The organism is Trinickia sp. (genome assembly GCF_051953405.1).
Taxonomy (GTDB): domain Bacteria; phylum Pseudomonadota; class Gammaproteobacteria; order Burkholderiales; family Burkholderiaceae; genus Trinickia.
Genome location: NZ_JBQCIV010000064.1, coordinates 1 through 25165, shown reverse-complemented (window position 1 = coordinate 25165; position 25165 = coordinate 1). Strand labels below are relative to the sequence as shown.

At 65.4% G+C, this 25165-nt stretch carries 25 protein-coding genes; 16 read left to right on the top strand and 9 right to left on the bottom strand.

Going from position 1 to position 25165, the window contains the following annotated elements; translation table 11 throughout:
- Positions 1 to 96: 96 nt before the first annotated feature.
- Positions 97 to 420 (bottom strand): ferredoxin FdxA, encoded by a 324-nt coding sequence (gene fdxA / locus ACTHN9_RS10520; RefSeq protein ID WP_440536700.1) that lies wholly within the window; start codon positions 418 to 420, stop codon positions 97 to 99.
- Positions 421 to 668: 248 nt separating this feature from the next.
- Between fdxA and pncB the strand changes: the two genes are divergently transcribed.
- The 5 genes from pncB to rmuC all read left to right on the top strand — a co-directional run bounded on the left by pncB (position 669) and on the right by rmuC (position 6641).
- Positions 669 to 1865, top strand: coding sequence for a nicotinate phosphoribosyltransferase (gene pncB / locus ACTHN9_RS10515; protein ID WP_440536699.1), 1197 nt, complete (start codon positions 669 to 671; stop codon positions 1863 to 1865).
- A gap of 91 nt (positions 1866 to 1956) precedes the next feature.
- Positions 1957 to 2628: a LutC/YkgG family protein gene (locus tag ACTHN9_RS10510; protein ID WP_440536698.1), complete on the top strand. Its 672-nt coding sequence runs from the start codon at positions 1957 to 1959 to the stop codon at positions 2626 to 2628.
- Between the two features lie 72 nt (positions 2629 to 2700).
- Positions 2701 to 4146, top strand: a complete 1446-nt coding sequence (locus ACTHN9_RS10505; RefSeq protein ID WP_440536702.1) for a sodium:proton antiporter — start codon at positions 2701 to 2703, stop codon at positions 4144 to 4146.
- 18 nt (positions 4147 to 4164) lie between these two features.
- The gene (locus ACTHN9_RS10500) at positions 4165 to 5154 is read left to right on the top strand and encodes a 2-hydroxyacid dehydrogenase (protein WP_440536697.1); all 990 of its coding nucleotides are present in this window, start codon (positions 4165 to 4167) and stop codon (positions 5152 to 5154) included.
- Positions 5151 to 6641: a DNA recombination protein RmuC gene (gene rmuC, locus ACTHN9_RS10495; protein ID WP_440536696.1), complete on the top strand. Its 1491-nt coding sequence runs from the start codon at positions 5151 to 5153 to the stop codon at positions 6639 to 6641. The genes ACTHN9_RS10500 and rmuC overlap by 4 nt, the downstream gene beginning before the upstream one ends.
- 111 nt (positions 6642 to 6752) lie before the next feature.
- On the opposite strand, the gene ACTHN9_RS10490 is transcribed toward rmuC, so the two are convergent.
- From ACTHN9_RS10490 to ACTHN9_RS10465, 6 genes are all read right to left on the bottom strand, one after another.
- Positions 6753 to 7235 (bottom strand): N-acetyltransferase family protein, encoded by a 483-nt coding sequence (locus ACTHN9_RS10490; RefSeq protein ID WP_440536695.1) that lies wholly within the window; start codon positions 7233 to 7235, stop codon positions 6753 to 6755.
- A gap of 4 nt (positions 7236 to 7239) precedes the next feature.
- Positions 7240 to 7518, bottom strand: a complete 279-nt coding sequence (locus tag ACTHN9_RS10485) for a hypothetical protein (protein ID WP_440536694.1) — start codon at positions 7516 to 7518, stop codon at positions 7240 to 7242.
- 78 nt (positions 7519 to 7596) lie between these two features.
- Complete coding sequence (gene moeA, locus ACTHN9_RS10480) at positions 7597 to 8910, bottom strand: molybdopterin molybdotransferase MoeA (protein ID WP_440536693.1); 1314 nt, start codon at positions 8908 to 8910, stop codon at positions 7597 to 7599.
- Positions 8911 to 8997: 87 nt separating this feature from the next.
- Positions 8998 to 9642: a molybdenum cofactor guanylyltransferase MobA gene (gene mobA / locus ACTHN9_RS10475; protein ID WP_440536692.1), complete on the bottom strand. Its 645-nt coding sequence runs from the start codon at positions 9640 to 9642 to the stop codon at positions 8998 to 9000.
- Positions 9643 to 9658: 16 nt separating this feature from the next.
- Positions 9659 to 10765, bottom strand: coding sequence for a GTP 3',8-cyclase MoaA (gene moaA / locus ACTHN9_RS10470; protein WP_440536691.1), 1107 nt, complete (start codon positions 10763 to 10765; stop codon positions 9659 to 9661).
- Positions 10766 to 10986: 221 nt separating this feature from the next.
- A complete protein-coding gene (locus ACTHN9_RS10465) occupies positions 10987 to 14127 on the bottom strand; it encodes an Rne/Rng family ribonuclease (RefSeq protein WP_440536690.1) in 3141 nt (1046 codons plus the stop codon).
- A gap of 738 nt (positions 14128 to 14865) precedes the next feature.
- On the opposite strand from ACTHN9_RS10465, the gene ACTHN9_RS10460 reads away from it, so the two are divergent.
- The 4 genes from ACTHN9_RS10460 to ACTHN9_RS10445 all read left to right on the top strand — a co-directional run bounded on the left by ACTHN9_RS10460 (position 14866) and on the right by ACTHN9_RS10445 (position 18044).
- The gene (locus ACTHN9_RS10460) at positions 14866 to 15897 is read left to right on the top strand and encodes an RluA family pseudouridine synthase (protein WP_440536689.1); all 1032 of its coding nucleotides are present in this window, start codon (positions 14866 to 14868) and stop codon (positions 15895 to 15897) included.
- The gene (locus ACTHN9_RS10455; protein ID WP_440536688.1) at positions 15878 to 16537 is read left to right on the top strand and encodes an HAD-IIIA family hydrolase; all 660 of its coding nucleotides are present in this window, start codon (positions 15878 to 15880) and stop codon (positions 16535 to 16537) included. Before ACTHN9_RS10460 ends, ACTHN9_RS10455 begins: the two co-directional genes overlap by 20 nt.
- Positions 16534 to 16935: a Rieske (2Fe-2S) protein gene (locus tag ACTHN9_RS10450; protein WP_440536687.1), complete on the top strand. Its 402-nt coding sequence runs from the start codon at positions 16534 to 16536 to the stop codon at positions 16933 to 16935. Before ACTHN9_RS10455 ends, ACTHN9_RS10450 begins: the two co-directional genes overlap by 4 nt.
- Before the next feature lie 104 nt (positions 16936 to 17039).
- A complete protein-coding gene (locus tag ACTHN9_RS10445) occupies positions 17040 to 18044 on the top strand; it encodes a S49 family peptidase (protein ID WP_440536686.1) in 1005 nt (334 codons plus the stop codon).
- Between the two features lie 74 nt (positions 18045 to 18118).
- Here the strand turns inward: ACTHN9_RS10445 and ACTHN9_RS10440 are convergent, their stop codons facing one another.
- Together ACTHN9_RS10440 and ACTHN9_RS10435 are read right to left on the bottom strand one after the other, a co-directional pair.
- The gene (locus ACTHN9_RS10440) at positions 18119 to 18841 is read right to left on the bottom strand and encodes an SAM-dependent methyltransferase (protein ID WP_440536685.1); all 723 of its coding nucleotides are present in this window, start codon (positions 18839 to 18841) and stop codon (positions 18119 to 18121) included.
- Positions 18838 to 19470: a Maf-like protein gene (locus ACTHN9_RS10435; RefSeq protein WP_440536684.1), complete on the bottom strand. Its 633-nt coding sequence runs from the start codon at positions 19468 to 19470 to the stop codon at positions 18838 to 18840. Before ACTHN9_RS10435 ends, ACTHN9_RS10440 begins: the two co-directional genes overlap by 4 nt.
- Before the next feature lie 190 nt (positions 19471 to 19660).
- On the opposite strand from ACTHN9_RS10435, the gene ACTHN9_RS10430 reads away from it, so the two are divergent.
- The 7 genes from ACTHN9_RS10430 to ACTHN9_RS10400 form a co-directional block, all read left to right on the top strand.
- Positions 19661 to 20329 carry a YceD family protein gene (locus ACTHN9_RS10430; RefSeq protein ID WP_440536683.1) on the top strand — a complete coding sequence of 223 codons (669 nt, stop codon included), beginning with the start codon at positions 19661 to 19663 and terminating at the stop codon, positions 20327 to 20329.
- A gap of 106 nt (positions 20330 to 20435) precedes the next feature.
- A complete protein-coding gene (gene rpmF / locus ACTHN9_RS10425) occupies positions 20436 to 20615 on the top strand; it encodes a 50S ribosomal protein L32 (RefSeq protein ID WP_010105341.1) in 180 nt (59 codons plus the stop codon).
- 325 nt (positions 20616 to 20940) lie between these two features.
- The gene (gene plsX, locus ACTHN9_RS10420; protein WP_440536682.1) at positions 20941 to 22044 is read left to right on the top strand and encodes a phosphate acyltransferase PlsX; all 1104 of its coding nucleotides are present in this window, start codon (positions 20941 to 20943) and stop codon (positions 22042 to 22044) included.
- Complete coding sequence (locus tag ACTHN9_RS10415) at positions 22045 to 23034, top strand: beta-ketoacyl-ACP synthase III (RefSeq protein ID WP_440536681.1); 990 nt, start codon at positions 22045 to 22047, stop codon at positions 23032 to 23034.
- Between the two features lie 88 nt (positions 23035 to 23122).
- Positions 23123 to 24061, top strand: a complete 939-nt coding sequence (gene fabD, locus ACTHN9_RS10410; RefSeq protein WP_440536680.1) for an ACP S-malonyltransferase — start codon at positions 23123 to 23125, stop codon at positions 24059 to 24061.
- A gap of 79 nt (positions 24062 to 24140) precedes the next feature.
- Positions 24141 to 24893, top strand: coding sequence for a 3-oxoacyl-ACP reductase FabG (gene fabG / locus ACTHN9_RS10405; protein ID WP_440536679.1), 753 nt, complete (start codon positions 24141 to 24143; stop codon positions 24891 to 24893).
- A 147-nt stretch (positions 24894 to 25040) separates the two neighbouring features.
- Positions 25041 to 25165 (top strand): acyl carrier protein (locus ACTHN9_RS10400; RefSeq protein ID WP_440536701.1); only part of this gene is annotated, 125 nt, incomplete at its 3' end.

Genomic DNA, 25165 nt, shown 5'->3' with positions numbered 1-25165 from the left:
CGGCTCTCGCTCTGTCAATACCCATGGGAAACTTCGGGGTGCTTCGTCGGCATTTTAGCGACGGCGGGGCGCCGGGAGCCGACGCCCGCGATCGCCTTATCGCTCGAGATACTGGAGCTTGTCCTGGATGTCTTTGAACTGATCGGCTTCCGGCAGCGGCGCCTTCGTCTTCGTGATGCTCGGCCACACCTTGGCCAGCTCGGCGTTCAGCGGCGTGAACTGTTGCTGATCGCCAGGGACGTCTTCCTCGGCATAGATCGCGTTCACCGGGCATTCCGCCACGCACACGGCACAGTCGATGCACTCGTCGGGATCGATCGCGAGGAAGTTGGGACCTTCGCGAAAGCAGTCCACCGGGCAGACATCGACGCAGTCGGTATAGCGGCACTTGATGCAGCTTTCGGTCACAACGTGAGTCATTCAAGCTCCTGCAGGTATCTGGGAAATATGCGAATTAGCAAACGACATATTGTAACTTAATGGCCTAGCCCCGATGCGTAGAGGGTCTTCGTCCCGTTTAGATCGATTCGTGATTAGTTTATGGGCGCCGGGCCGCGCTTGCGCTGCGTGCTCGCCGAGCCCGCACGCCTCGCGCCGCCGATGCGGTAACATGCGGCGATCCCTCGGAGACGGGCGGCACGTCGCCCTACCGCGCCTCGGTTGACACCATGATCATCACTTCGCTGCTCGACACGGATCTCTACAAGTTCACGATGATGCAGGTCGTCTTGCATCATTTCCCGGCGGCGAACGTCGAATATCGCTTCCGCTGCCGCACGCCGAACGTGGATTTGGCGCCGTACGTCGGCGAGATCCGCGACGAAGTGCGCCAGCTTTGCGAGCTGCGCTTCGCCGACGACGAACTCGATTACCTGCGGCGGATGCGCTTCATCAAGAGCGACTTCGTCGACTTTCTCGCCCTGTTCCACTTGAACGAGAAGTACATCTCGATCGAGGCATCGGCCAAGCGGGCCGGCGAAATCGACATCTCGATCAAAGGGCCGTGGCTGCATACCATCTTGTTCGAGATACCGGTGCTGGCCATCGTCAATGAGGTGTATTTCCGCAATACGCAGCGCGAGCCCGACTACGCGATCGGACGCGAGCGCCTGAAAGAGAAAATCGCGTTGCTGGGCGCGCGGCCCGAGTTCGCCGATTGCAAGATCGCCGATTACGGCACGCGCCGGCGCTTTTCCAGACATTGGCACGAAGAGGTTATCCACACGCTCACGGCCGGCCTGGGCGAGCAGTTCGCCGGCACGAGCAACGTGTTCTACGCGAAAAAGCATGGCTTGACCCCGCTCGGCACGATGGCGCACGAGTATCTCCAGGCTTGCCAAGCGCTCGGGCCGCGCCTGCGCGATTCGCAAACGTACGGCTTCGAAGTGTGGGCCAAGGAGTATCGCGGCGATCTGGGCATCGCGCTCTCGGACGTCTACGGCATGAAGGCGTTCCTGAACGACTTCGATATGTACTTCTGCAAGCTGTTCGACGGCGCGCGCCACGATTCCGGCGATCCGTTCGAGTGGGGCGAACAGTTGCTGCGCCACTACGAAGAGAACCGCTGCGATCCGCGCACCAAGGTGCTCGTGTTTTCCGATGCGCTCGACATCCCGAAAGTGCTGCAACTGTACGAGCGCTTTCGCGGGCGCTGCAAACTCGCGTTCGGCGTCGGCACCAATCTCACGAACGACCTCGGCTATAGCCCGTTGCAAATCGTCATCAAGATGGTTCGCTGCAACGGACAGCCCGTGGCCAAGCTGTCCGATTCGCCGGGCAAGAACATGTGCGACGACAAAGCCTATCTCGCCTACTTGAGGCAGGTCTTCGGCATCCAAACGCCGGTCGAAGACAACCCCGATTGAGGCGTCGTTTCGTAGGCCGAACGGCCGGTGTATCCCAAAAAAGAAGGCCCGTATAATCGGCCATTCATTCGGCTTCGAGATGGGGAACGCAATGGATACATCGGCGGCGCGGCGCAACATTCTCGCTCGAATCCGCGCGGCGTCGGGCCGCTCGGCCGAGCCCGAGCCGTCCGAGCGCGAGGCCGTTGCCGATTACCTCGCGCGTCACCCGCTGGGGCCGCGCCCGGAATTGCCGGCCGATCGCGAAGCCTTGGTGTCGCGCTTCATCGATGAAGCGCGGCTGCTGGCCAGTACGGTCGATCTCGTCGAATCGCTCGAGGATGTCCCGGCCGCCGCCGCGCGATATTTGGCGCAACTCGGCATCGCGCCGCGCGCGGTCGCTTGGGCCACGCTGCAAGCGTTGCCGTGGGCGCAAGCCGGTATCGAGGTCGAGTTCCGCAAGCCCGTGAACGGCGATCTCGTGGGCATTACCGCTTGTTTTTGCGCGACGGCCGAAACCGGTTCGCTTGCCTTGCTGTCCGGGCCCGAGACCGAGGCGTCGATGGCCTTGTTGCCCGAGACGCATATCGCCGTCGTGCCCGCGTCTCGCATCGTGGCGGGGCACGAGGAGGCGTTTGCCCTCATGCGTGCCGAGCGCGGCGAGTTGCCCCGTGCGGTCAATTTCGTGTCGGGGCCTTCGCGCACGGGCGATATCGAGCAAACCATCGTGCTCGGGGCACACGGCCCTTACCGCGTCCATGCGATCGTCGTGCGCGGCGGTTGAGCCGGTCGAGCCGGTCGAGCGCCGGTGCGCGTCGAGGCTGGCGGTTCTCCCAAAAACGAGAGGAAGTTCATGATGGAAAAACGAGCTGCTTGCGCATGCAAGGCGGCGGCGAGTGCATTGGTATTGACGCTTGCGGTTGGGTCTTCCGGGGCGATGGCTGCGACGGCAGCCGTGCCCGACGGCGCGTTGCTGGGGCCATGGTGGGCCCTGCCGTTCGCCGGCATTTTGCTTTCGATCGCGCTGTTTCCGCTGATCGCTCCCGGGTTCTGGCATCGCCATTTCGGCAAGATCGCCGCGGCATGGGCCATCGCATTTCTGGCGCCGTTTGCCTACGCGTATGGCCTCGGGCCTGCGGGCCACACGCTCGGCCATGCGCTCGTGGCCGAGTACGTGCCGTTCATCGTTTTGTTGACGGCGCTCTATACGATCGCGGGGGGCATCTGCGTGCGCGGCGCGCTTCATGGCTCGCCGCGCGTGAATACGGCGCTGCTCGCGCTCGGCACGGCGCTGGCCAGCATCATGGGTACGACGGGCGCGGCGATGCTGCTGATCCGGCCGTTGCTGCGAGCGAACGGCAACCGCCGGCACGTCGTGCACGTCTTCGTCTTCTTCATCTTTCTGGTCGCGAACGCGGGAGGATCGCTGTCGCCGCTCGGCGATCCGCCGCTGTTCCTCGGCTTTCTGAACGGCGTGAGCTTTTTCTGGACGACTCGGCATCTCGCGCTGCCGATGCTATTCATCTGCACGGTGTTGCTGCTGCTCTTTTACGCGCTCGACGCCTACTACTATCGGCGCCCGGGCGAAGCGCGCGCCCCCGAGCTGGACCCGACGCCGGAGGCGGTCGGCATCGCCATCGAGGGTAAGCGCAATTTCGTATTGCTCGCCGGTGTGATCGGTCTCGTCTTGATGAGCGGGCTCTGGAAGCCGGGCATCGACTTCGACATCGCGGGGCTGCACCTCGCGCTGCAAGACGTCGTGCGCGACACGGCGCTCGTCGTGCTGACGCTCGTCTCGCTTGCGATCACGCCGCACACGGCGCGCACGGGCAATGCTTTCACCTGGGCTCCGATCGAGGAAGTGGCCAAGATCTTCGGTGCGATCTTCGTCACCATCGCCCCCGTGGTCATGATGCTGCGCGCGGGCGAGCAAGGCGCGTTCGCCCAGGTCTTGCACCTGGTCACGGATGCGAACGGCCGGCCTATCGATGCGATGTATTTCTGGGCGACGGGTATCCTGTCGTCGTTCCTCGACAATGCGCCGACGTACCTCGTATTTTTCAACCTCGTGGGCGGCGACGCGCACGTGCTCATGGAGGCGGGGGCCTCGACGCTCGCGGCTATCTCGGCGGGTGCCGTATTCATGGGGGCCAACAGCTATATCGGCAACGCGCCCAACTTCATGGTCAAGGCGATCGCCGAGTCGCGCGGCGTGCGCATGCCGAGCTTTTTCGGCTACCTAGGGTGGTCGGCCGCCGTGCTCGTCCCCGTGTTCCTATTGACGACATGGCTGTTCTTTTAATCGCGAAAGGATGCTGTTATGCAGAAGATTCTTGTTGCGCGCCCCATCTTTCCCGATGTCGTCGAACGTCTCCGACAGTACTTCGACGTCGATTGGAACGACGGGCCCGCCTTGCCGCCCGATGAACTCGCGCGCCGGCTCGCGGACAAAGACGGCGCGCTGACGGCGGGCGACGCGATCGGCGCGGCCGTTTTCGCGGCGGCGCCCCGGTTGCGCGCGGTGGCGAACATGGCCGTGGGCTACAACAACTTCGATATGCAGGCGTTCGACGCCGCGAACGTATTGGCCACGAATACGCCCGACGTCCTGAACGAAGCGACGGCCGATTTCGGCTGGGCGTTGATGATGGCGGCGGCGCGGCGTGTCACCGAGAGCGAGCACTGGTTGCGCGCGGGCCAATGGGGCGCCTGGCGCTACGACGGTTTTCTCGGTAGCGACGTCTATGGCTCGACGCTCGGCATCATCGGCATGGGCCGAATCGGCCAAGCGCTTGCGCGCCGCGCACGTGGGTTCTCGATGCGCATCGTCTACCACAATCGCTCGCGCGTGGCGCCGCAGATCGAAGCGGAACTCGGCGCCGAGTACCGATCGAAACAAGACTTGCTCCGGCAGGCGGATCACGTCGTGCTCGTCGTGCCCTATAGCGTCGACAGTCACCATACGATCGGCGCGCCCGAACTGGCGCTGATGAAACCCACGGCGACGCTGACGAACATCGCGCGCGGCGGGATCGTCGACGACGCGGCGCTGGCAGACGCCCTGCACGAGCGCCGCATCGCGGCGGCCGGGCTCGATGTCTTCGAGGGGGAGCCGAGCGTTCATCCGCGGTTATTGTCGGCGCCGAGCGTCGTATTGACGCCGCACATCGCGAGCGCGACGGAGTCCACGCGCCGGGCGATGGCGAACCTCGCGGCGGACAATCTCATTGCGGCGCTGGGCATGGGGCCGCGCGCCGGGCAGCCGCCCAATCCGATCAACCCTGAAGTATTGGGACGTACCCGTTCATGACGACGATTCTCCTGGTAGTGCTCGTCGGCGCCGTCGTGCTATTGGCGCTCGCGTTGGCGATGGCGATCAGAGTCGCGAGCCGCGCGACGAGCCGCGCGGCGTTTGCCGAACTCGGCCAATGTATCGAAACGGCCGGGCAGACGCAGGTGCGAGCCTACGAGCGGCTCGAACGCGAGTTGCGAGGCGAGCTGGCCGAAACCTCGCGCCTGTCCCGCGCCGAACTCGGGGGCGGCTTCGCGCAATTTCAGCAGACGCTCGCCGCGCAGTTGACGAGCATCGCCACGGTTCAAAATCAGCAGATCGACGGCTTCGCCAAACGGCTCGGGCAACTGACGGAAACGAACGCCGCGCAACTCGACGCGATGCGCGACAGCTTGCAACGGCACGCGCACGAATCGCGCGACGAGCAAGCGGCTGCCCTCAAACGTTTCGGCGATACGCTCGCTCAACAGCTCGCACAGCTCGTCGAAGCGAACGATCGCCGTTTCGCCGAAGTGCGCGCGACGCTCGAGGCGCGGCTTAAGGATATCGAAGCGAACAATGCGACGAAGCTCGACGAAATGCGTCGCACGGTCGACGAAAAACTGCACGCGACGCTCGAGCAGCGGCTCGGGGAATCGTTCAAGCTCGTTTCGGACCGGCTCGAGCAAGTGCATCGCGGGCTCGGGGAGATGCAGACGCTGGCTGCGGGCGTGGGCGATTTGAAGAAGGTGCTGACGAACGTGAAGACGCGCGGCACATGGGGCGAAGTGCAGCTCGAAGCGTTGCTCGAGCAGATGCTGACGCCCGATCAATATGCGAAGAACGTGGCGACGGTGCCCAAGAGCACCGAGCGTGTCGAATTCGCAATCAAGTTGCCCGGACGGATGGAAGGCGGTAACGGACAGGGCGCGGCCGCGCCGGTGTGGTTGCCGATCGACGCGAAGTTTCCGCGCGAGGATTACGAGCGATTGATCGATGCGCAAGAGCGCGCCGATCCCGTGGCGGTCGACGAAGCGTCGCGCGCCTTGGAAGCGCGCGTGCGCGGCGAGGCGCGCACGATTGCCGAAAAGTATGTGGCACCGCCCCATACGACGGATTTCGCGCTACTGTTCTTGCCCACCGAGGGGCTATATGCGGAAGTGCTGCGCCGCCCCGGGCTCAGCGATCAATTGCAGCGCGACTATCGCGTGACGATCGCGGGGCCCACGACGTTGACGGCACTGCTCAACAGCTTGCAGATGGGCTTTCGCACGCTCGCGATCGAGAAACGCTCGAGCGAGGTATGGCAGGTACTCGGCGCCGTGAAGACCGAGTTCGGCAAGTTCGGCGATGTCTTGGCGAAGACGAAATCGCAGCTCGAAACGGTGACGCGCTCGATCGAAGCGGCCGAGCGTCGCACGCGCGTCATGAGCACGAAGCTGCGGGAAGTGGAGGCGCTCCCGGGCGAGCAAACGGAAGGGCTGCTCGGCGATGCCTATGCGGGGTTGCAAGAGCCCGACGTCTAAGTCGGGCGCTGGAAGGGCGGCCTGCGGGGAGGGTGCGGCCCAGGGGCCGTCCCGCGCCGATGAGCCGCGGTGTACGGCGCGAAGTACCCCGCCCCGCGTCTGGCCGGCTTGTCAGGCCACGCCGGCCAGACGGCTCAACGCGTCGTCGGTCACACGCACGATGCGCCAGTCCGGCAAGACCGTTGCACCCATCTTCGTGTAGAAATCGATGGCGCTCTGGTTCCAGTCGAGGACCGACCACTCGAAGCGCCCGCACTGGCGTTCGACGGCAATCGCCGCCACACGTCGCAGCAAGGCTGTCCCGAGCCCGGTGCCCCGCAGGGCGGGCTTGACGTAGATATCTTCCAGATAAAGGCCGCGCCGGCTCAAGAACGTCGAGAAATTGTGGAAATAAAGCGCGTAGCCGACGATCTTGCCGTCTTGCTCGGCCACCAACGCTTCGGCGGCCGGCCGCTCGCCGAACAGCGCGTCGCGCAGGCTGGCTTCCGTCGCGACGAACAAGTGGGTGAGCTTTTCGTATTCGGCCAGCTCGCGCATGAGGCCGAGCATGCCGCTCACGTCGAGCGGCGTCGCGTCGCGAATGATGTCGGCCATCTGGTTAGGCCTCCTCGGGCACGTCGGACAAGACGATTTCGATGCCGCCGAAGCGGCTCGCTACCCAGTTGTAGACGTGGCAGGCGATCCACAGCAGCACGAAGCCGAGGATCGCATTGAGCAGCACCGCGCTGAAAAAGATCGTACCGGTTTCGGCCGATCCTTGGCGCAGGTAGGCGACGAGCGTGCCGAGCAAGACGATCGGCGTACTGAAAATGACGTAGACGAGGATCAACGCCTTCGCGGTCTGTCCGGGCGCGATTGAAAGGATTTGTTTTTTCATTGGTTCAGGCCTCGTTGAGAGACGGTGTGCTATCGGGGAAATCGGTGGGGGCGGTTTGTCGCCGGTGTTGCGGGCCGATCAAGCGAGCCCTTCGAAAGGCAGGATGTCGACAAGCGCGCCGGCCGCGACGTCGCCCTGATCGTGAGCCAGCGCGATCAAGCAGTTGGCCTCGCTCATCGAACTCAGGACGCCCGAGCTTTGCGACCGGGTGGGCGTGACGCTCCACTGGCCGGCCGTGTCGCGCATCGCAACGGCGCGCAGGAACTCGGTGCGGCCCGGCCGTTTCTTGATCGGTACCCGGCTTGCGGCCGCAAATTGTAGCGGCGTTGGCGCGATTGCGCCCGAGATTGCAACGAGCGCTTCGCGCACGAACTGGTAAAACGAGACCATGACGGCAACCGGATTGCCGGGCAAGCCGAAGAACAGGGCGCTCTCGCAGCCTACGCCGCGCCCGGCCGGCCACAGGCGGCCGAACGCTAGCGGACGGCCGGGACGCATGGCCAACTGCCAGAATTCGACGTCGCCGAACGTCGCCGTCATGCGGGCGGTGAAATCGGCGTCGCCCACCGATACGCCGCCGGACGTCAGCACGACGTCGGCACTGGCGGCGGCGGTGCGCAGCGCGGCCTCGATGGCGTCCGGCTCATCGCGAACGACGCCGAGATCGAGCACCTCGACGTTCATGCGCGTGAGCATCGCGTAGAGCGTATAGCGATTGCTGTCGTAGACGCAGCCCGCTGCAAGCGGCTCGCCGACCGAGCGCAGTTCGTCGCCCGTCGAGAAAAAGGCGACGCGCACCCGTCGGCGTACCGCGACCTCAGCCACGCCGAGCGAAGCGAGCAGGCCGAGATCCGCCGGGCCGAGGATGCGGCCCGCGACGAGCGCAGCCTGCCCGCGCGCGAGATCTTCGCCGGCACGGCGGCAGTTGGCGCCGCGTTCGATGCGCAGCGGCTCGAACGTGACGTTCGAGCCGCTGCGCACGACGAATTCTTGCGGCACCACCGTATCGCAATCGGCCGGCATCGGCGCGCCCGTCATGATACGGACGCATTCGCCGGCGCCGCAGGCTCGAGCGAACGGGTGTCCGGCGCGCGCTTCGCCGGCGACGGCGAGCGTGAGCTGCGCGGTGCCGGTGCCCGTGGCCGCGGCGGCCGAGAGCGCGGTGCCGTCGAACGCATAGCCGTCCATCGCGGCGTTATCGTGTGCGGGGACATCGATCGGCGAAACGATGTCTTCGGCCAGTACGCGCTCGAGTGCCGCGCGCAGGGCGACCCGCTCGACCGTCGCCACCGGTACGATCGCGCGCCGGATGAGCGCACGGGCGGCATCGACGGGGAGCGGATTCGGGGCAGGCGAGCAACCGGGGCCGGCAGTGTCGTTGGAGATCGTCATCGAAGAGGGGGCGCGGCGCCGCGCGCCGACAAACCGTGCAAGGGCCGCACATGCCGGGCGGGCCCGGCATTTTGCGTCTTCGCCGAGCTATCCACCGCGCTCGGGGTGAGCAGCGAGCGTTCGTTCGAGATCGGCGAGTTCGCGCAAAGAGTTGGCATTGTAAAACGCGTGCTCGTCGCTAAACGGCACTTCGACGTGCTTGTGGCGTGCGTACCACGTACGGACTTTGCGCTCGCCCGCCTCCAGGTAGGCCGACAGATCGTCGGCGAGCGCGGTGCGCACGAGCGCGACGACAGGGTGGAGCGACGTGTGTCCTTGCCGATCGACCGTTGCCGCAACGGCGACGTCGGCATGTTCGGCGTCGAGTGCGGCGAGAAGCCGCCGCGCCAGATCGGTCGGCAACGCCGGCGTATCGCACGGCACGCACAGGACGAGTTCGGTCGATGCCGCGCGCAACCCGGCCAGCAGGCCTGCCAGCGGCCCCGGAAAATCGCCGGTCGTATCGGCGACGACGCGAGCGTGGAACGGCGCCGCGAGCCGCGCGTAGTCGTCCGGATGGCGGTTCGCACTGATCAGCAGCGTATCGACTTGATCCGCGAGGCGTTTGGCGACATGCAGCGCGAGCGGTTCGCCGGCGAGCGGTTGCAGACCCTTGTCGAGCCCGCCCATCCGCGTGCCGCGGCCGCCGGCCAAGACGAGGCCGGTGATGCGAGAGCGCGTGCGGGGATCCATGCCGGCTCGCTAGACCTTATCCGCCGATGTACGACATCTCGACGCGCGCGCGGCCTACGGGCGAGCGATCGAGGGCGTTGCCGCGCAATTGCGAATAGCGATCTTCGCGCGCTTGCCAAATGCGGCCGATGGCGGTCGCGATAGCCTCGTCGGTGGCACCGCCGCGCACCAGCGCTCGGAGGTCGTGGCCGCTCGATGCGAACAGGCACAGATAGAGCTTGCCTTCCGTCGATAGCCGCGCGCGCGTGCAGGTGCCGCAGAACGCGCGCGTGACGCTGGAAATGACGCCGATCTCGCCGCTGCCGTCTGCATAGCCCCAGCGCTGCGCCGTTTCGGACGGCGTGTGCGCTTCGAGCGGGACGAGCGGAAAGTATTGCGCGACGCGGGCCACCACATCGGCCGACGGCATCACTTCGGTCATGTTCCAGCCGTTCGAGGTGCCGACGTCCATGTATTCGATGAACCGCAGCACCGCGCCCGAGCCTTTGAAGTGGCGGGCCATCGGCACGATTTCGCCATCGTTCGTGCCGCGCTTGACCACCATATTGACCTTGACCGGCGCGAGTCCCACCGCATGGGCGGCCGCAATGCCGTCGAGCACCGCGCTCGGGGCGAATTCGGCGTCGTTCATGCGCTTGAACAGCGCGTCGTCCAGCGCATCGAGGCTGACGGTGACGCGCGTCAAGCCGGCCTCCTTCAAGTCGCGCGCCTTGCGCTCGAGCAACGAGCCGTTCGTGGTCAGCGTGAGATCCAGCGGACGGCCGTCCGGCGTAGACAACGCGGCGAGCCGCTCGATCAGGCGCTCGATGTTCTTGCGAAGCAACGGCTCGCCGCCGGTGAGGCGGATTTTGTCGACGCCGTGAGCGACGAACAGCCGTGCGAGGCGCTCGATTTCTTCAAAGGTCAGCAGGGCGCTGTGCGGCAGAAACGGATAGTCCTTGCCGAAGACAGCACGCGGCATGCAGTAGACGCAGCGGAAATTGCAGCGATCGGTGACGGAGATGCGCAGATCGCGCAGCGGCCGGACGAGCGCATCGACGAGCGTCCCGCTAGCAGCGAGCGGCGCGCCAGCGGTATCCGGTATCGCGCTGACGTCGGCTACGGGAATGATGCGTCGGGACATGATGAAGCAAAAAACGAGCAGAAGCCCATTCTAGCCGAACGCGGCGGCTGCGGCGGACATTGCCCGCTCGCGCATGCGGATAACGCTCGGTATCTGACGTACGTCAAACGAGCGGGACGAAAAAAAGCCCGCCGCGGATGGAAGGGCGGGCTCGTCGCGAACGGTTTTGCCGAGGTGGGGCTGGTCGGGGCGCTTGCGCGCCCCGACCGCGGATTTCCGGCTTATGCGTCCTTGTGCGTCTCGACGTGCTGCATCGGGGTCGGATCGCCCGGCGGCAACACCTTACGGTCGCGCGGGCCGCGTACCGTCGCCGGGGCTTGTGCGGCGGCTTCCTGGGAAGCGCGCAGCTTGTCGGCGTCGGTGCTCACCCAGACGAGGCCGGCCGATTCGAGCATCGGTTGCAAGTCGGCTGCAGACAAGCCGTTCGCCCGGGGGCGCGCGGTTGCAGCCGCCTCGATTGCGGCGGGACGCTGAACGAGTTCCGTCACGGCGCTGGCGGCTTCGACCGGAGCCGATGCGGCGCTCGCGACCGGTTCTGCCGAAACGACGGGCGTGGCTTCGGCAACCGGCGTCGCCTCGACTCTAGGCGTTGCGACAGGCGCGGCTTCGACGGCGCGTGCGATGGCCGATTCCGGCTCCGCGGCCAGCGGCGCGGGCGCCGCAGGGGCGGCCGGGTGGGCCATCGGCTCGGCGCTGGCCTCGCTCGGCGCCGGTGCGGCAGGCGTGGAAGGTGCGACAGGTACAACCGGCGCGGCAGGCGCAACCGGTGCCGTTGCGGCAATGGCGGGTGCCTCGGGCAGTGGCGTAGCGACGGACTCCGGCGTCGGAACCGGCGTCACGACCACTTCCTCTGTCCGGGCTTGCACGTGTTGCGAGACAACGGGTTCGGCCGCATGACCGTGCCATTCGTCCTGCGTCTGCGCTACCGGCGCCGCTTGAGCCGGTACGGCGGTGGCCGCGCCTTCGGCCTCGGCCACGTCGGCGGCGAGCGTTGCGTTCACGCCTTCTTCTTCGCGCTCGCGACGACCGCCGCGACGGCCGCGACGGCGACGGCGACGCTCTTCACCATCGCGCGCGGTGTCCTGTTCGGTCACGGGTACGCCGGCCGCGGCCGCGCCTTCCACGACCTGTGCCTCGGTGCGGACGGCGGTTTCGGCAGCTACTTCGGCTTGTTGCTTGCGGCGTTCGCCGCGTTCCTGGCGCTCGCTGCGCTCGGCACGTTCACCGCGCTCCGCACGTTCACCGCGTTCGACGCGTTCACCGCGTTCCGCGCCGCGCTCCGCACGTTCGCCGCGCTCGCGCCGCTCCTGCCGTTCTTGACGCTCGCCGCGCGTGTTGTTGGCTTCGACCGCCTCTGCGCGCTCTTGCCCACGCTCGCGCGTGTCGCCGCGGCCTTCGCGGCCTTCACGCCCTTCGCGACCCTCTCGTCCTTCACGCGGCTCGCGCGGCGGGCGTTGCGACGGCTGCTGGCCGGTGGTGCGTCCGCCGACCGCCGATTCGGTGCGTGCGGCGCCCTCGCGGCCACGACGGTTGCGATTGCGATCGCCGCCGCGTTCCGGGCGCTCGCCGCGCTCGGTGCGGGCCGCTCGGGCGGGCTGAGCCGGTTCCGGTGCCGGCGCCGGTGCTTCCGGCTGAGCGCCGAATAGGCTCTTGATCCAACCGAAGAATCCACCCGTGCGCGGTGCGGCAGCGACGCTGGGCACCGGCGCGACTTGCGGACGGACGGGGGCGCTCGGCGCGGGCCGTTCGGGCGTGATGCCCTTGACTGCCGCTTCCTGTTTCGGCTTCACCTCTTCGGCACGCTTGCTGTAAGCCGTTTCCGATTCGAGTTCGCGGGCCGCTTCCTCCGCCATCTTCCACGAGGCGCGCGGCTCGTCCAGGCGCGCATCGTCGTGGCGGAGCCGCTCGAGCTTGTAGTGCGGCGTATCGAGATGCTTGTTAGGAATGAGAACGACGCCCACCTTGAAGCGCGACTCGATCTTATTGATCTCCTGGCGCTTCTCGTTCAGCAGGAAGGCCGTGACTTCGACGGGCACCTGGCAGTGGATCGCCGCGGTGTTTTCCTTCATCGCTTCTTCTTGGATGATCCGCAGCACTTGCAGAGCGGACGATTCCGTATCGCGAATGTGGCCGGTGCCGTTACAGCGCGGGCACGTGACGTGGCTGCCTTCCGACAGGGCCGGGCGCAGGCGCTGGCGCGACAGCTCCATGAGGCCGAAGCGGGAGATCTTGCCCATCTGCACGCGCGCGCGGTCGTGCTTGAGGGCGTCTTTCAGGCGCTGCTCGACTTCGCGTTGGCTCTTGGCCGATTCCATATCGATGAAATCGATCACGATGAGGCCGCCGAGGTCGCGCAGACGCAGCTGGCGCGCCACTTCGTCGGCGGCTTCGAGGTTCGTGCGCGTGGCCGTTTCCTCGATGTCGGCGCCCTTGGTGGCGCGCGCCGAGTTCACGTCGATGGCGACGAGCGCTTCGGTGTGATCGATGACGATCGCGCCGCCCGAGGGCAGCGGCACCGTACGCGAATACGCGGTTTCGATCTGGTGCTCGATCTGGAAGCGCGAAAAGAGCGGCACGTCGTCGTGGTAGCGCTTCACCTTGCCGACGTTGTCGGGCATCACGATATCCATGAAGGCGCGCGCCTGGTCATGGATTTCGGTCGTATCGATCAGGATTTCGCCGATGTCGGGCTGGAAGTAATCGCGGATCGCCCGGATGACGAGGCTCGATTCCAGGTAGATCAGCATCGGCTGGCCGGTCTGGCCGCTTTGCGAGGCGGCTTCGATGGCGCGCCACAGCTGCATCAAGTAGTTCAAATCCCACTGCAGCTCTTCGGCGCTGCGGCCGATCCCGGCCGTGCGCGCGATGATGCTCATGCCGTCGGGCAGTTGCAGCTGCGACATCGTTTCGCGTAATTCTTGCCGATCGTCGCCTTCGATGCGGCGCGACACCCCGCCTCCGCGCGGGTTGTTCGGCATCAAAACGAGATAGCGGCCCGCGAGCGAGATGAACGTGGTCAGCGCCGCGCCCTTGTTGCCGCGTTCTTCTTTTTCGACTTGAACGATGAGTTCTTGGCCTTCGCGCAGAGCATCTTGGATGCGCGCCGAGCGCATATCGATGCCGTCCTTGAAGTACTGGCGGGCGACTTCCTTGAACGGCAGGAAGCCGTGGCGGTCTTCTCCGTAGTTGACGAAGCACGCTTCGAGCGACGGCTCGATGCGCGTCACGATCCCCTTGTAGATATTGCCTTTGCGCTGTTCGCGTCCGGCGGTTTCGATGTCGATGTCGATGAGTTTTTGCCCATCGACGATGGCGACGCGCAGTTCTTCCTGCTGCGTCGCATTGAACAACATGCGTTTCATTGAACGGCTCCAGAGCGGCGTCGCCGTACGCACCCGGCAGGAATGAATCCGGCCGGGCGACGCAAGGTGAGGCGCGCCGCGTCCTTATTGTGTTTTCACAAGCACGCAGGAAGCGGGAACGATGGCGGGGAGAATTGCCTGGGAGCGGACTCGGGATGGCCGAAGAGGGCCGCGAGCCGCATGGGCGCATGCGAACACGGCTTCAAATAACGGCGCGACGCGGGGCGCGTGCCGAGAGCGCTCGGGCGACCCACTCTCGATCCCGGCACACCGTTCGATGCCTTTGCCGGATCGGGGGAAGCCGCGCCGCGGGTGGCGGCGCGAAGCCCAATGCATGCTCGACCGCCGCGCGGCGTGTCTCGCCAATTTTTTGACGTCGCCGAGCGTCCCGCTTCACGCGGAACGCATGAGGGCGCTCGCCGTAAGTTTCGCAATCGGGAGCCTAGGTTCGCTCGACATCGAGCGGTACCGCCAAGGCTCACCAGATGAATTCTTTTTTACCAAAATTCCGTTACCGTCGGCATCGAACCGGGCCGAACGCGCCTATGGGCGACGTCCCTGCCGCGATGGATGCCGTGCGTGCAACTCGTTGCTTCTCGATTCAGGGCGAGCAACCAACCCTTGGGTGCAGCCAAGCAAGTAAAATAACAGGTTCTTGCTTCACCCTGCACAATCCGGGCGATGGGGCCGCGAAAAAATGAGCGGCACGCACGGTTGGCTGGGCAAATTATATTCAGAATGAATGAGTTAGGCAAAATATCCCAGAAATCGGTCGCACCCGACCAGGTCTCGATGATACAGGTGGACGACGGGGTCGCCGGGCAGCGCATCGACAATTTTTTGTTACGCGTCTGTAAGGGCGTACCGAAAAGCCACATTTATCGGATCTTGCGCAGCGGGGAAGTGCGGGTCAACAAACGGCGCGTCGACGCGAAATACCGGCTTGCGGTGGGCGACATCGTGCGCGTGCCGCCCGTACGCGTGGCGCAATCGGAGGGGGGGGAGGCCGCGCTGGCGGTGCCGCCGCCGCCGGCGCACTTCGAGATCCTGTTCGAAGACGAGCACATCATCGCGATCAACAAGCCGGCCGGCGTGGCGGTTCATGGCGGCAGCGGGATCGCTTTCGGCGTCATCGAGCAGATGCGCGGGGCGCGTCCGCTGGGCAAGTTCTTGGAACTCGTCCACCGGCTCGACCGCGAAACGTCGGGCATCTTGCTGCTTGCGAAGAAGCGCGCGGCACTGGTCGGCCTGCACGAGCAGATCCGCGAAAACCGGATGGACAAGCGCTATTACGCCTGTGCGCACGGCCAGTGGGCCAGCGACTGGGGGCGACGGCGCGCGGTCAAGGAACCGCTTTACAAATACCTGACGCCGGAGGGTGAGCGCCGGGTCCGGGTGCAGCCCGACGGCTCGCCGTCCCATACCGTGTTCAATCTCGTCGAGCGCTGGCCCGAGTACGTGCTCGTCGAGGCCGAACTGAAAACCGGACGGACACACCAGATTCGCGTCCATTTGGCGCACCTGGGGCTGCCGATCGTCGGCGACGCGAAGTACGGCGATTTCGCGCTGAACAAGGCGCTCGCGCGCGCGAATGCGCGCCCCTCGCTCAAACGCATGTTCTTGCACGCGCATCGATTGCGTCTGACGCATCCGATCACGGGCGAAGCCATGGAACTGACCGCCCCGTTGCCGGACGAATGCCGGCGATTCCTCGATCAACTGACTGACCTGCGCAACGAGACGCATTCCGATGGCCCGACAGCAATTTGACCTCATCGTCTTCGACTGGGACGGCACGCTCATGGATTCGACGGCGCATATCGTGCGCAGCATTCAGGCCGCTTGCCGCGACCTTTCGCTGCCCGTGCCCGCCGACGATGCCGCGCGCTACGTGATCGGCCTCGGGTTGCGCGACGCGCTGCAGATCGCGGCCCCCTCGCTCGATCCGGCCGATTACCCGCGTCTGGCCGAGCGCTATCGCTTCCACTATCTGGTGAAGGACGCGCATACGGAACTGTTCGCCGGCGTACGCGAGCTGCTGACGGAGCTGCGCGAGCAAGGCTATTTGCTGGCGGTCGCGACGGGCAAGAGCCGCGTCGGTCTGAACCGGGCGCTCGACGAAGTGCGGCTCGCGAGCGTGTTCGACGGTACGCGCTGCGCCGACGAAACCTTTTCGAAACCGCATCCGGCGATGCTGCACGAGCTGACGCGCGAACTGGGGCAGGATCTCGGACGAACGGTCATGATCGGCGATACCACGCACGATCTGCAGATGGCGACGAACGCGGGGGCGGCCGGCGTCGCGGTCACCTACGGCGCGCATCCGGTCGATGCACTCGTCAAACTCGAGCCGCGTTTCGTTGCCGATAGTGTCGGCGCACTCGGCGATTGGCTGCGGGAGCACGCATGAGCGCCGGCGAACGGCTGGCCGTGCGCGTATGCGCGGCAGGCGATCTCGTCGACGGCGGCGCGGGCGTGCGCCGGCATGCGCGCTATCTGGATGGCGATGCGGTCGTCTTTTTCGTGCGCTACGACGGGCGGGTTTATGGCTACCTGAACCGGTGTGCGCATGTGCCGATGGAACTGGATTGGGTTGAGGGGCAGTTCTTCGAATCGTCGGGCTTATACTTGATGTGCGCGACGCACGGCGCCATTTACGCCCCTGACACCGGGCGCTGCGTCGGCGGCCCCTGCCGCGGCGCGCGGCTGCGTCCCGTCCAAGTCGAGGAGCGCGACACACCCGAGGGGCGCGTCGTCTTTTGGTTGCCCGACGCGGATCTGCAACCGGCGCCGATCGGCGCGCAGTGACATCGGGCGCGGCCCGCTATTTGTCGCGACGGCCCGCTCGGAATCGTCTATCCCGATTTTCCGATTTCCCTATTTTCCCGATAACAACGAACAACCGAGAACACATGGCCGATCCTTACACGCCCGACTCGCAGCAACCCGCCGAGCCGCAGCCGCGGCCTAACGCCGCTGGGCGCGAACCGAACTGGGAGCGCGCCGCGCTCGAGCGGATCGCGCTTGCGGCGATCCACGAGCAACGAGCGGCACGCCGCTGGAAGATTTTTTTCCGGTTTGCCTTTCTCGCTATGTGGCTGCTGATTTTCTTCGGCATATTCAGCGTGTCGCACGAGACGCCGGTGGCAACGGGCCGCCACACGGCCCTCATTTCGCTCGAGGGCGAAATCGCCGCCGATGGCAATGCCAACGCCAAAGACATCGATCGCTCGCTGCGGCGCGCATTCGCCGACGACGATACGGCCGGCGTCGTGCTCTATATCAATAGTCCCGGCGGGTCGCCCGTGCAGGCCGGGATCATCAACGCCGAGATACGCCGGCTGCGCAAGAAGTACCCGGCCAAGCCTTTGTACGTCGTCGTCGGCGACATGTGCGCATCGGGCGGCTACTACGTCGCCGCGGCGGCCGACAAAATCTACGTCGACCGCGCAAGCATCGTCGGTTCGATCGGCGTGCTGATGGACGGCTTCGGGTTCACGGGGCTGATGGATAAACTCGGTATTCAGCGCCGGCTCCATACGGCCGGTGCGAACAAGGGCTTCTACGATCCGTTCTCGCCCGACACGCCGGCGATGGACGCCCACGCGCAAGACATGCTCGACCAGATTCACCAGCAGTTCATCGATGCGGTCAAGCAAGGGCGCGGCGCGCGCTTGCACGAAACGCCGGACATGTTCTCGGGCTTGTTCTGGACGGGCGAAAAGAGCGTTGCACTCGGGCTTGCCGACGGCTTCGGCGACACCGGCTACGTGGCACGCGAGGTGATCAAGGCGCCCGACATCGTCGATTACACAGAGAAGGAAGGCATCTCCGACCGGATCGCCCGCAAGTTCGGCGCGGCGGTGGGCGCGGGCGCCGTGCACGCGCTCGTGATGGGCGGCTGGAAGCTGCACTGACGAGTGCGGCGACGCGCGCCGGCGATGCGGCGTGCCGGCCGCTTCGCCGCGTACCGTTAGCTCCGTTAGTACCGTTAGTTCGCCAACATCAGGAAAATCGCCGGCCGTTTATGCATCTCGAACGCGCCGGCGTGTTTCTTCCAATCGCCGGCGCTGCGCGTGGCGATGCGCTCGGAATCGAGCGTGAGATCGACGGCGACCGTGATCAGCGTCGAGGGCGCGCAGCTCGCCACCAGCGCGTCGAGCAGCGTGCGATTCCGATAGGGCGTTTCGATAAAGATCTGCGTTTCGCGCCCTTTGCGCGAGCGTTGTTCGAGTTCGCGCAGCGTCTTGGCGCGCTCGCCTGCATCGACCGCTAGGTAACCGTGGAACGCGAAGCGCTGGCCGTCGAGTCCCGAGGCCATCAGCGCGAGCAGAATCGAACTCGGCCCGACGAGCGGCACCACCTTGATGCCGCGCTCATGCGCTCGGCGCACGAGCAGCGCGCCGGGATCGGCCACCGCCGGGCAGCCTGCCTCCGACACCAAGCCTGCGTCCGCCCCCGCGAGAATCGGCCCAAGCAGGCGCTCGACTTCGGCGGGCGGCGTGTTGACGTTGAGTTCGCGAATCTCGATTTCTTGGATCGGACGGGTCGCGCCCACGCGTTTGAGGAACGCGCGCGTGCTCTTGGCGTTCTCGCCGACGAAATAGCCGAGCGACGCGGCGCGTGCGATGACGCTGGCGGGAAGGACGGTGGCCAGTTGGCCGGCGTCGCCTTCGCCGAGCGCGTTCGGGATCAGATAGAGGACGCCGCTCATTGCGCACCTGCGAAGAGCGGGTAGCCGGCCGCGCGCAGCATTCGCGTGAGTGCGATCAGCGGCAATCCGACCAACGCCGTCGGATCGTCCGATTCGATCGATTCCAGCAGCGCGATGCCCAGGCCCTCCGATTTCGCGCTGCCGGCAACGTCGTAGGGCGTTTCCGCGCGCAGATACGCTTCGAGTTCGGCGTCGGGCAGGTCGCGAAAGCGCACGCGCGTGATCACGTCTTCCGTTTGGGCGAGGTCGCGCGCGCTGTCGTACAGGCATAGCGCACTATGAAATTCGACGATGCGATTGCGCATCGTGCGCAACTGTTCGAGCGCTTTTTCGTGCGTGCCCGGCTTGCCGATTTGCAGGCCGTCGAATGTGGCGACCTGATCGGAGCCGATGACGAGCACGGGCGCCCCATCCGGTGCGGCGGCGCATTCGCGGGCCGCGACGGCGCGCGCTTTCGCTTGCGCGAGCCTGAGCGCGGTGGCGGCCGGCGTTTCGGCGGCGAGCGGCGTTTCGTCCAGCGCGGGGACGGCGACGTCGAACGCGATTCGCAGGCGTTCGAGCAGGGCGCGACGATAGGGCGAGCTGGAGGCGAGGATGAGCCGGGGCGGGCGAAGGCTGGGGGCGTGCATGGTCATTCGATGAGCGGAAGTCGTTGCGGTGCGGACAGGCGGCGCTTGTTGCCTTGTTGTTGCCTCGCCGCCTCACGCGGGATCGTTTAAGTGATTGACTGCAAAAGGTAAATCTAATACACTCTCCGGCTTTTCACGCTGTCCTTGCTGGGCAGCCGAGGCGGGCGCTGAGCGGAGCGAGGAGCGAACCATGTCCCAACATTCCGGCAAAGCGGGCGGGCTCATCGATCCGCACGCGTTCGATGTTTTCGAATTTGCGCGTAGCGGCCGTCAAGCTGCCGGCGCGGTGCGTCTGTCGCAATTGCCGCGCATGTTAAACGAAGTCCCGGTAGAGGCGCCAGAGCGCGACGCGCTGTTTACGTGGCAGCTCGAAGGTTCGACGCAGCCCGAGCTGCAGGACGACGGCACCGAAGCGGCGCAGCCGTATCTGCGGCTCGCACTGCACGGCGCGGCATGGCTCGAGTGTCAGCGGTGCCTGGCGCCGTACGAGCAGCGTTTCGACGTCGAGGCCACGTACCGGCTCGTGGCGACCGAAGAGGAGGCCGAGGCGTTTCCGCTCGACGAAGACGAGCTCGATGTGATCGTGGGTTCGCGCCAATTCGATCTCGTCGAACTGATCGAGGAAGAGCTGCTGTTGTCGCTGCCGCTTGTGCCGAAGCATGAGGTTTGCCCGCAGGTGCACGAGAGCCTCGTCTCGGGTGCGGCCGGCGAGCACGCGAGCGATCCGAGCGACGACGAAAGCGAAAGCGAGGATCCGGCCGCTGGTGCCGCCGACGAAGGCGACACCGGCAAGCCCAATCCTTTTGCCGCGCTCGAGGCGCTCAAGCGTGGCGGCGGCGAGGGCGGCAAGAAGCACTGAACCGTTGCTCGAGTAGGAGGAGCGCGATGCGGCGCGCCGGCCGTTCGGCCAGTGGCGTTACGCCGGTCGGGCTGTGTTAGAATCCCCAAAATTTTTAGGAGTTACCATGGCAGTCCAGCAAAACAAGAAGTCGCCGTCGAAGCGCGGCATGCACCGCTCGCACGATTTCCTGACGACGACCCCGCTCGCAGTCGAGCCGAGCACGGGTGAAGTGCATATGCGTCACCACATCAGCCCGAACGGCTACTACCGCGGCAAGAAAGTCGTCAAGACGAAGAACGACTAATCGCCACGGCGCGCGGCGCTCGCCCGATCCGGCGATCCTGTGCGCGGCGAGCGGCTTGGTTGACATTTCCCGGTTCGAGCGAAAGGCGGCATTCAACTGCCGCTTTTTTGCGTCGATCAGCGTTAGCGCTTCAGCGATCGAATGGCGTATGCGTCGGCACACGCTCCATTCGCGCGCAGAGCCCTTACTCTGGTCTCATGCTCCGCGCTCGGCCGCAGTGGGTGTTTCCGCTGTCGGTCGGAGTTCGTGCCATATCGCATACTCCGGTCCGATGCGGAGCGCTTACCGCGGTCCCGTGCATAGCGCCTGAATTTCGTCGCAGTCCATGACCATAAAGCTCACGATAGATTGCATGGGAGGCGACCACGGCCCGTCCGTGACGGTTCCCGCTGCCGTCAGCTTCGTTCGTTCGCATGCCGATGCGCAGCTGATGCTCGTCGGCCTCGAAGCCCCGATTCGTGCTCAACTGAAAAAGTGCAAAGCGCTCGACGATCCGGCCTTGACGGTCGTGTCCGCGTCCGAAGTGGTCGCGATGGACGATCCTGTCGAAGTCGCGTTGCGCAAGAAGAAGGATTCGTCGATGCGTGTCGCACTCAATCTCGTCAAGGACGGGGTTGGGCAGGCGTGCATTTCCGCCGGCAACACGGGCGCGCTGATGGCCGTGTCCCGCTACGTGCTCAAGACGCTCGCCGGCATCGAACGCCCGGCGATCGCCTCGGCGCTGCCGAACTCGCGCGGCTATACGATGATGCTCGATCTCGGCGCGAACGTCGATTGCGAGCCGCAGCATCTGCTGCAATTCGCGGAGATGGGGCATGCGCTCGTCTCCGCGCTCGAAGGTAAGGAGCGGCCGACCATCGGCTTGCTCAATATCGGCGAAGAAGTCATCAAGGGCAACGATACGATCAAGCGCGCGGGCGAATTGCTGCGGGCGAGCACGCTCAACTTTCGCGGCAACGTCGAAGGCAACGACATCTACAAGGGGACGGCGGACGTCATCGTGTGCGACGGCTTCGTCGGCAACGTCGCGCTCAAAACGTCGGAAGGATTGGCGCAGATGCTCTCCGAGATCATCCGCGAGGAATTCGGACGTTCGCTGCTCACCAAGTTCATGGCGATTTTGGCGCTGCCGGTGCTGATGCGCTTCAAGAAGCGCGTCGACCATCGGCAGTACAACGGCGCGGCGCTGCTCGGCTTGCGCGGGCTCGTCATCAAGAGCCATGGCTCGGCCGATGCCTACGCGTTTGAGTGGGCCATCAAACGCGGGTATGATGCCGTCAAAAATGGCGTCCTAGAGCGCCTGGCGCGAGCGATGGAAGAAAATGCGGATCCGCTCGCGCAAGCAGCGCGCGATGCGGGCGGCGCCGGTCACGCGAATCTCGCCGGCCGTCCGGCCGAGCCTTTCGCCGCGGTATCTTCGAAAGCATAAATGGCCCAATCGACTATCTACTCCCGTGTGCTCGGCACCGGCAGCTATTTGCCGCCCGGCCGCGTCACGAATCAAGAACTCGCGGATCGCCTTGCAAGCCAAGGCGTCGAAACGAGCGACGAATGGATCGTCGCTCGCACGGGTATCCACGCGCGTCATTTCGCCGAACCGAACGTCACGACGAGCGATCTCGCGCTCGCGGCCGCGCAGCGCGCGATCGAATCGGCCGATATCGATCCTCAGACGATCGACCTCATCGTCGTGGCCACCTCCACGCCCGATTTCGTGTTTCCGAGTACGGCTTGCCTGCTGCAAAACAAGCTGCAGATCAAGAACGGCGGCGCGGCGTTCGACGTTCAGGCCGTCTGTTCGGGCTTCGCTTATGCGGTGGCCACGGTCGACGCGCTGATCCGCACCGGGCAGCACCGCACGGCGCTTATCGTCGGGGCGGAAACCTTCTCGCGCATTCTCGATTTCAACGATCGCACCACGTGCGTGCTGTTCGGCGACGGCGCCGGCGCGGTGATCCTGCAGGCATCGGATACGCCGGGCGTGCTGGCCAGCGCGATGCATGCCGACGGCAGCTACGCCGACATCCTGTGTACGCCGGGTCACGTCAACGGCGGCGTGGTCGCGGGCAGCGCCTTTTTGCATATGGATGGCCAGGCCGTATTCAAGCTGGCGGTCAACGTGCTCGAGAAAGTGGCGGTCGAGGCGCTCGAAAAAGCGAATCTGTCGGCCGACCAGGTCGATTGGCTAATTCCGCACCAAGCCAATATCCGTATCATGACGCACACGTGCCGCAAGCTGCGCGTGCCGCAAGAGCGCATGGTCGTGACGGTGGGCGAGCATGGCAATACGTCGGCGGCATCGATCCCGCTCGCGCTCGATATCGCGGTGCGCGACGGCCGCATCAAGCGCGGCCAGAACGTACTCATCGAAGGCGTCGGTGGCGGTTTCACCTGGGGCGCGTCCGTCATCCGTTATTGATCGGCAGCCGGGAGCGGTTGGGCCGGCCCTGCGCCGGCCGGTAAGCATGCGCGCGCGGCGCGCACTCAGCGTTACATTTGGGGACGATATGAATTTTGCGTTCGTTTTTCCTGGGCAGGGATCGCAGTCGGTCGGCATGCTCAATGCCTTCGCGGATCGCGCAGTCGTGCGCGAAACGCTCCAGGAAGCGTCCGACGCGCTCGGTCAAGACCTCGGCAAGCTGATTGCCGAAGGGCCCGCCGAAGATCTGAATCTGACGACGAATACGCAGCCGGTCATGTTGACGGCGGCCTATGCGATGTACCGCGCTTTCCGCGAAGCGGGCGGCGTTGCGCCCACGCTCGTGGCCGGGCACAGCCTCGGCGAATATACGGCGCTCGTTGCCGCCGGCGCGCTGGCGTTTCGCGACGCCGTGCCGCTCGTTCGATTCCGGGCACAGGCGATGCAAACCGCGGTGCCCGTGGGCGTCGGCGGCATGGCCGCGATTCTCGGCTTGGACGACGATGCGGTTCGCGCCGTTTGCAGCGACGCGTCGCGCGAAAGCGGCGGCGTGGTCGAGGCGGTCAACTTCAACGCGCCGGCGCAAGTCGTGATCGCGGGTCACGCCGCGGCCGTCGAGAAAGCATGCGAGCTGGCCAAGGCCAAGGGCGCTAAGCGCGCGCTGCCGTTGCCGGTCTCGGCGCCGTTCCATTCGTCGCTGCTCAAACCCGCCTCCGATCAGCTGCGCGAGTATCTCGCGAGCGTCGACATCAAAGTGCCGCAGGTGCCGGTCGTCAACAACGTCGACGTGGCGACGGTTTCCGAGCCGGCGGCGATCAAGGATGCGCTCGTGCGCCAAGCGGCGGGTGCCGTACGTTGGGTCGAGTGCGTGCAGGCGATGGCCAAGGGCGGCGTGACGCACGTCGTGGAGTGCGGGCCGGGCAAGGTCCTCACGGGGCTCACGAAGCGGATCGACGGCAATCTCGTCGGCGCATCGATCTTCGATCCCGCGTCGCTCGACGAAACCTTGAAGCTACTCGGCGCATGAAGCGGGCACGGGCTCGCTCGGATTCGTTCGGGTTCGTTCGCCGTACATGCATCGTCTGTTAATGGATCATCCGAATCACATGGAAAAAGCTCTCGATAAACAAGTCGCGCTCGTCACGGGCGCGTCGCGCGGCATCGGCCGTGCCATCGCGCTCGTGCTGGCGCGGCAAGGCGCGACGGTGATCGGTACCGCGACGAGCGAAGCGGGCGCCGCCGGCATCGGCGAAGCGCTGGCCGCGGAGGGCCTGGCCGGGCGCGGTGTCGTGCTCGAGGTCAACGATGCCCAAGCCGTCGACGCACTCGTCGATTCGCTGGTGAAGGAATTCGGCGCGCTCAACGTGCTCGTCAACAACGCCGGCATCACGCGCGATCAACTGGCGATGCGCATGAAGGACGACGAGTGGGACGCCGTCATCGATACGAATCTGAAGGCCGTGTTCCGTTTGTCGCGCGCCGTGTTGCGCCCGATGATGAAGGCGCGCGGCGGCCGCATCATCAATATCACGTCGGTCGTCGGTTCCGCCGGCAATCCGGGGCAGCTCAATTACGCGGCGGCGAAGGCCGGCGTGGCGGGCATGACGCGTGCGCTCGCACGCGAGATCGGCAGCCGCAACATCACCGTCAATTGCGTTGCGCCGGGCTTCATCGATACCGATATGACGAAGGTGCTGCCGGAAGAGCAACAGGCCGCGTTGAAGGCGCAAATCCCGCTCGGCCGGCTCGGCAGCCCCGAGGATATCGGCAACGCCGTCGCGTTCCTGGCTTCGCCGCAAGCCGGTTATATCACCGGCACGACGCTGCACGTGAACGGCGGCATGTTCATGTCGTCATGATTTTCGGTTAACATCCGCGCCGGCAGTGGAAGCGGAACGCTTCCCGAAAGTCGGCGCGCAGCCATGCCTTGAGCGTGCTTTTTTGAGCAGGCAAACCTGATAAAATGCGCGCACTTGGATTTTTGAACTTTTTCCCTCGGAGGGGTAATGGACAACATCGAACAGCGCGTCAAGAAGATCGTCGCGGAACAACTGGGCGTCGCCGAAGCTGAAATCAAGAACGAAGCTTCGTTCGTGAACGACCTCGGTGCGGACTCGCTCGACACGGTCGA

Bases quoted from the DNA above. Each gene is read 5' to 3' on its own strand.
- fdxA (WP_440536700.1), bottom strand. From the start codon at position 420: ATGACTCACGTTGTGACCGAAAGCTGCATCAAGTGCCGCTATACCGAC.
- pncB (WP_440536699.1), top strand. From the start codon at position 669: ATGATCATCACTTCGCTGCTCGACACGGATCTCTACAAGTTCACGATG.
- ACTHN9_RS10510 (WP_440536698.1), top strand. From the start codon at position 1,957: ATGGATACATCGGCGGCGCGGCGCAACATTCTCGCTCGAATCCGCGCG.
- ACTHN9_RS10505 (WP_440536702.1), top strand. From the start codon at position 2,701: ATGGAAAAACGAGCTGCTTGCGCATGCAAGGCGGCGGCGAGTGCATTG.
- ACTHN9_RS10500 (WP_440536697.1), top strand. From the start codon at position 4,165: ATGCAGAAGATTCTTGTTGCGCGCCCCATCTTTCCCGATGTCGTCGAA.
- rmuC (WP_440536696.1), top strand. From the start codon at position 5,151: ATGACGACGATTCTCCTGGTAGTGCTCGTCGGCGCCGTCGTGCTATTG.
- ACTHN9_RS10490 (WP_440536695.1), bottom strand. From the start codon at position 7,235: ATGGCCGACATCATTCGCGACGCGACGCCGCTCGACGTGAGCGGCATG.
- ACTHN9_RS10485 (WP_440536694.1), bottom strand. From the start codon at position 7,518: ATGAAAAAACAAATCCTTTCAATCGCGCCCGGACAGACCGCGAAGGCG.
- moeA (WP_440536693.1), bottom strand. From the start codon at position 8,910: ATGACGATCTCCAACGACACTGCCGGCCCCGGTTGCTCGCCTGCCCCG.
- mobA (WP_440536692.1), bottom strand. From the start codon at position 9,642: ATGGATCCCCGCACGCGCTCTCGCATCACCGGCCTCGTCTTGGCCGGC.
- moaA (WP_440536691.1), bottom strand. From the start codon at position 10,765: ATGTCCCGACGCATCATTCCCGTAGCCGACGTCAGCGCGATACCGGAT.
- ACTHN9_RS10465 (WP_440536690.1), bottom strand. From the start codon at position 14,127: ATGAAACGCATGTTGTTCAATGCGACGCAGCAGGAAGAACTGCGCGTC.
- ACTHN9_RS10460 (WP_440536689.1), top strand. From the start codon at position 14,866: ATGAATGAGTTAGGCAAAATATCCCAGAAATCGGTCGCACCCGACCAG.
- ACTHN9_RS10455 (WP_440536688.1), top strand. From the start codon at position 15,878: ATGGCCCGACAGCAATTTGACCTCATCGTCTTCGACTGGGACGGCACG.
- ACTHN9_RS10450 (WP_440536687.1), top strand. From the start codon at position 16,534: ATGAGCGCCGGCGAACGGCTGGCCGTGCGCGTATGCGCGGCAGGCGAT.
- ACTHN9_RS10445 (WP_440536686.1), top strand. From the start codon at position 17,040: ATGGCCGATCCTTACACGCCCGACTCGCAGCAACCCGCCGAGCCGCAG.
- ACTHN9_RS10440 (WP_440536685.1), bottom strand. From the start codon at position 18,841: ATGAGCGGCGTCCTCTATCTGATCCCGAACGCGCTCGGCGAAGGCGAC.
- ACTHN9_RS10435 (WP_440536684.1), bottom strand. From the start codon at position 19,470: ATGCACGCCCCCAGCCTTCGCCCGCCCCGGCTCATCCTCGCCTCCAGC.
- ACTHN9_RS10430 (WP_440536683.1), top strand. From the start codon at position 19,661: ATGTCCCAACATTCCGGCAAAGCGGGCGGGCTCATCGATCCGCACGCG.
- rpmF (WP_010105341.1), top strand. From the start codon at position 20,436: ATGGCAGTCCAGCAAAACAAGAAGTCGCCGTCGAAGCGCGGCATGCAC.
- plsX (WP_440536682.1), top strand. From the start codon at position 20,941: ATGACCATAAAGCTCACGATAGATTGCATGGGAGGCGACCACGGCCCG.
- ACTHN9_RS10415 (WP_440536681.1), top strand. From the start codon at position 22,045: ATGGCCCAATCGACTATCTACTCCCGTGTGCTCGGCACCGGCAGCTAT.
- fabD (WP_440536680.1), top strand. From the start codon at position 23,123: ATGAATTTTGCGTTCGTTTTTCCTGGGCAGGGATCGCAGTCGGTCGGC.
- fabG (WP_440536679.1), top strand. From the start codon at position 24,141: ATGGAAAAAGCTCTCGATAAACAAGTCGCGCTCGTCACGGGCGCGTCG.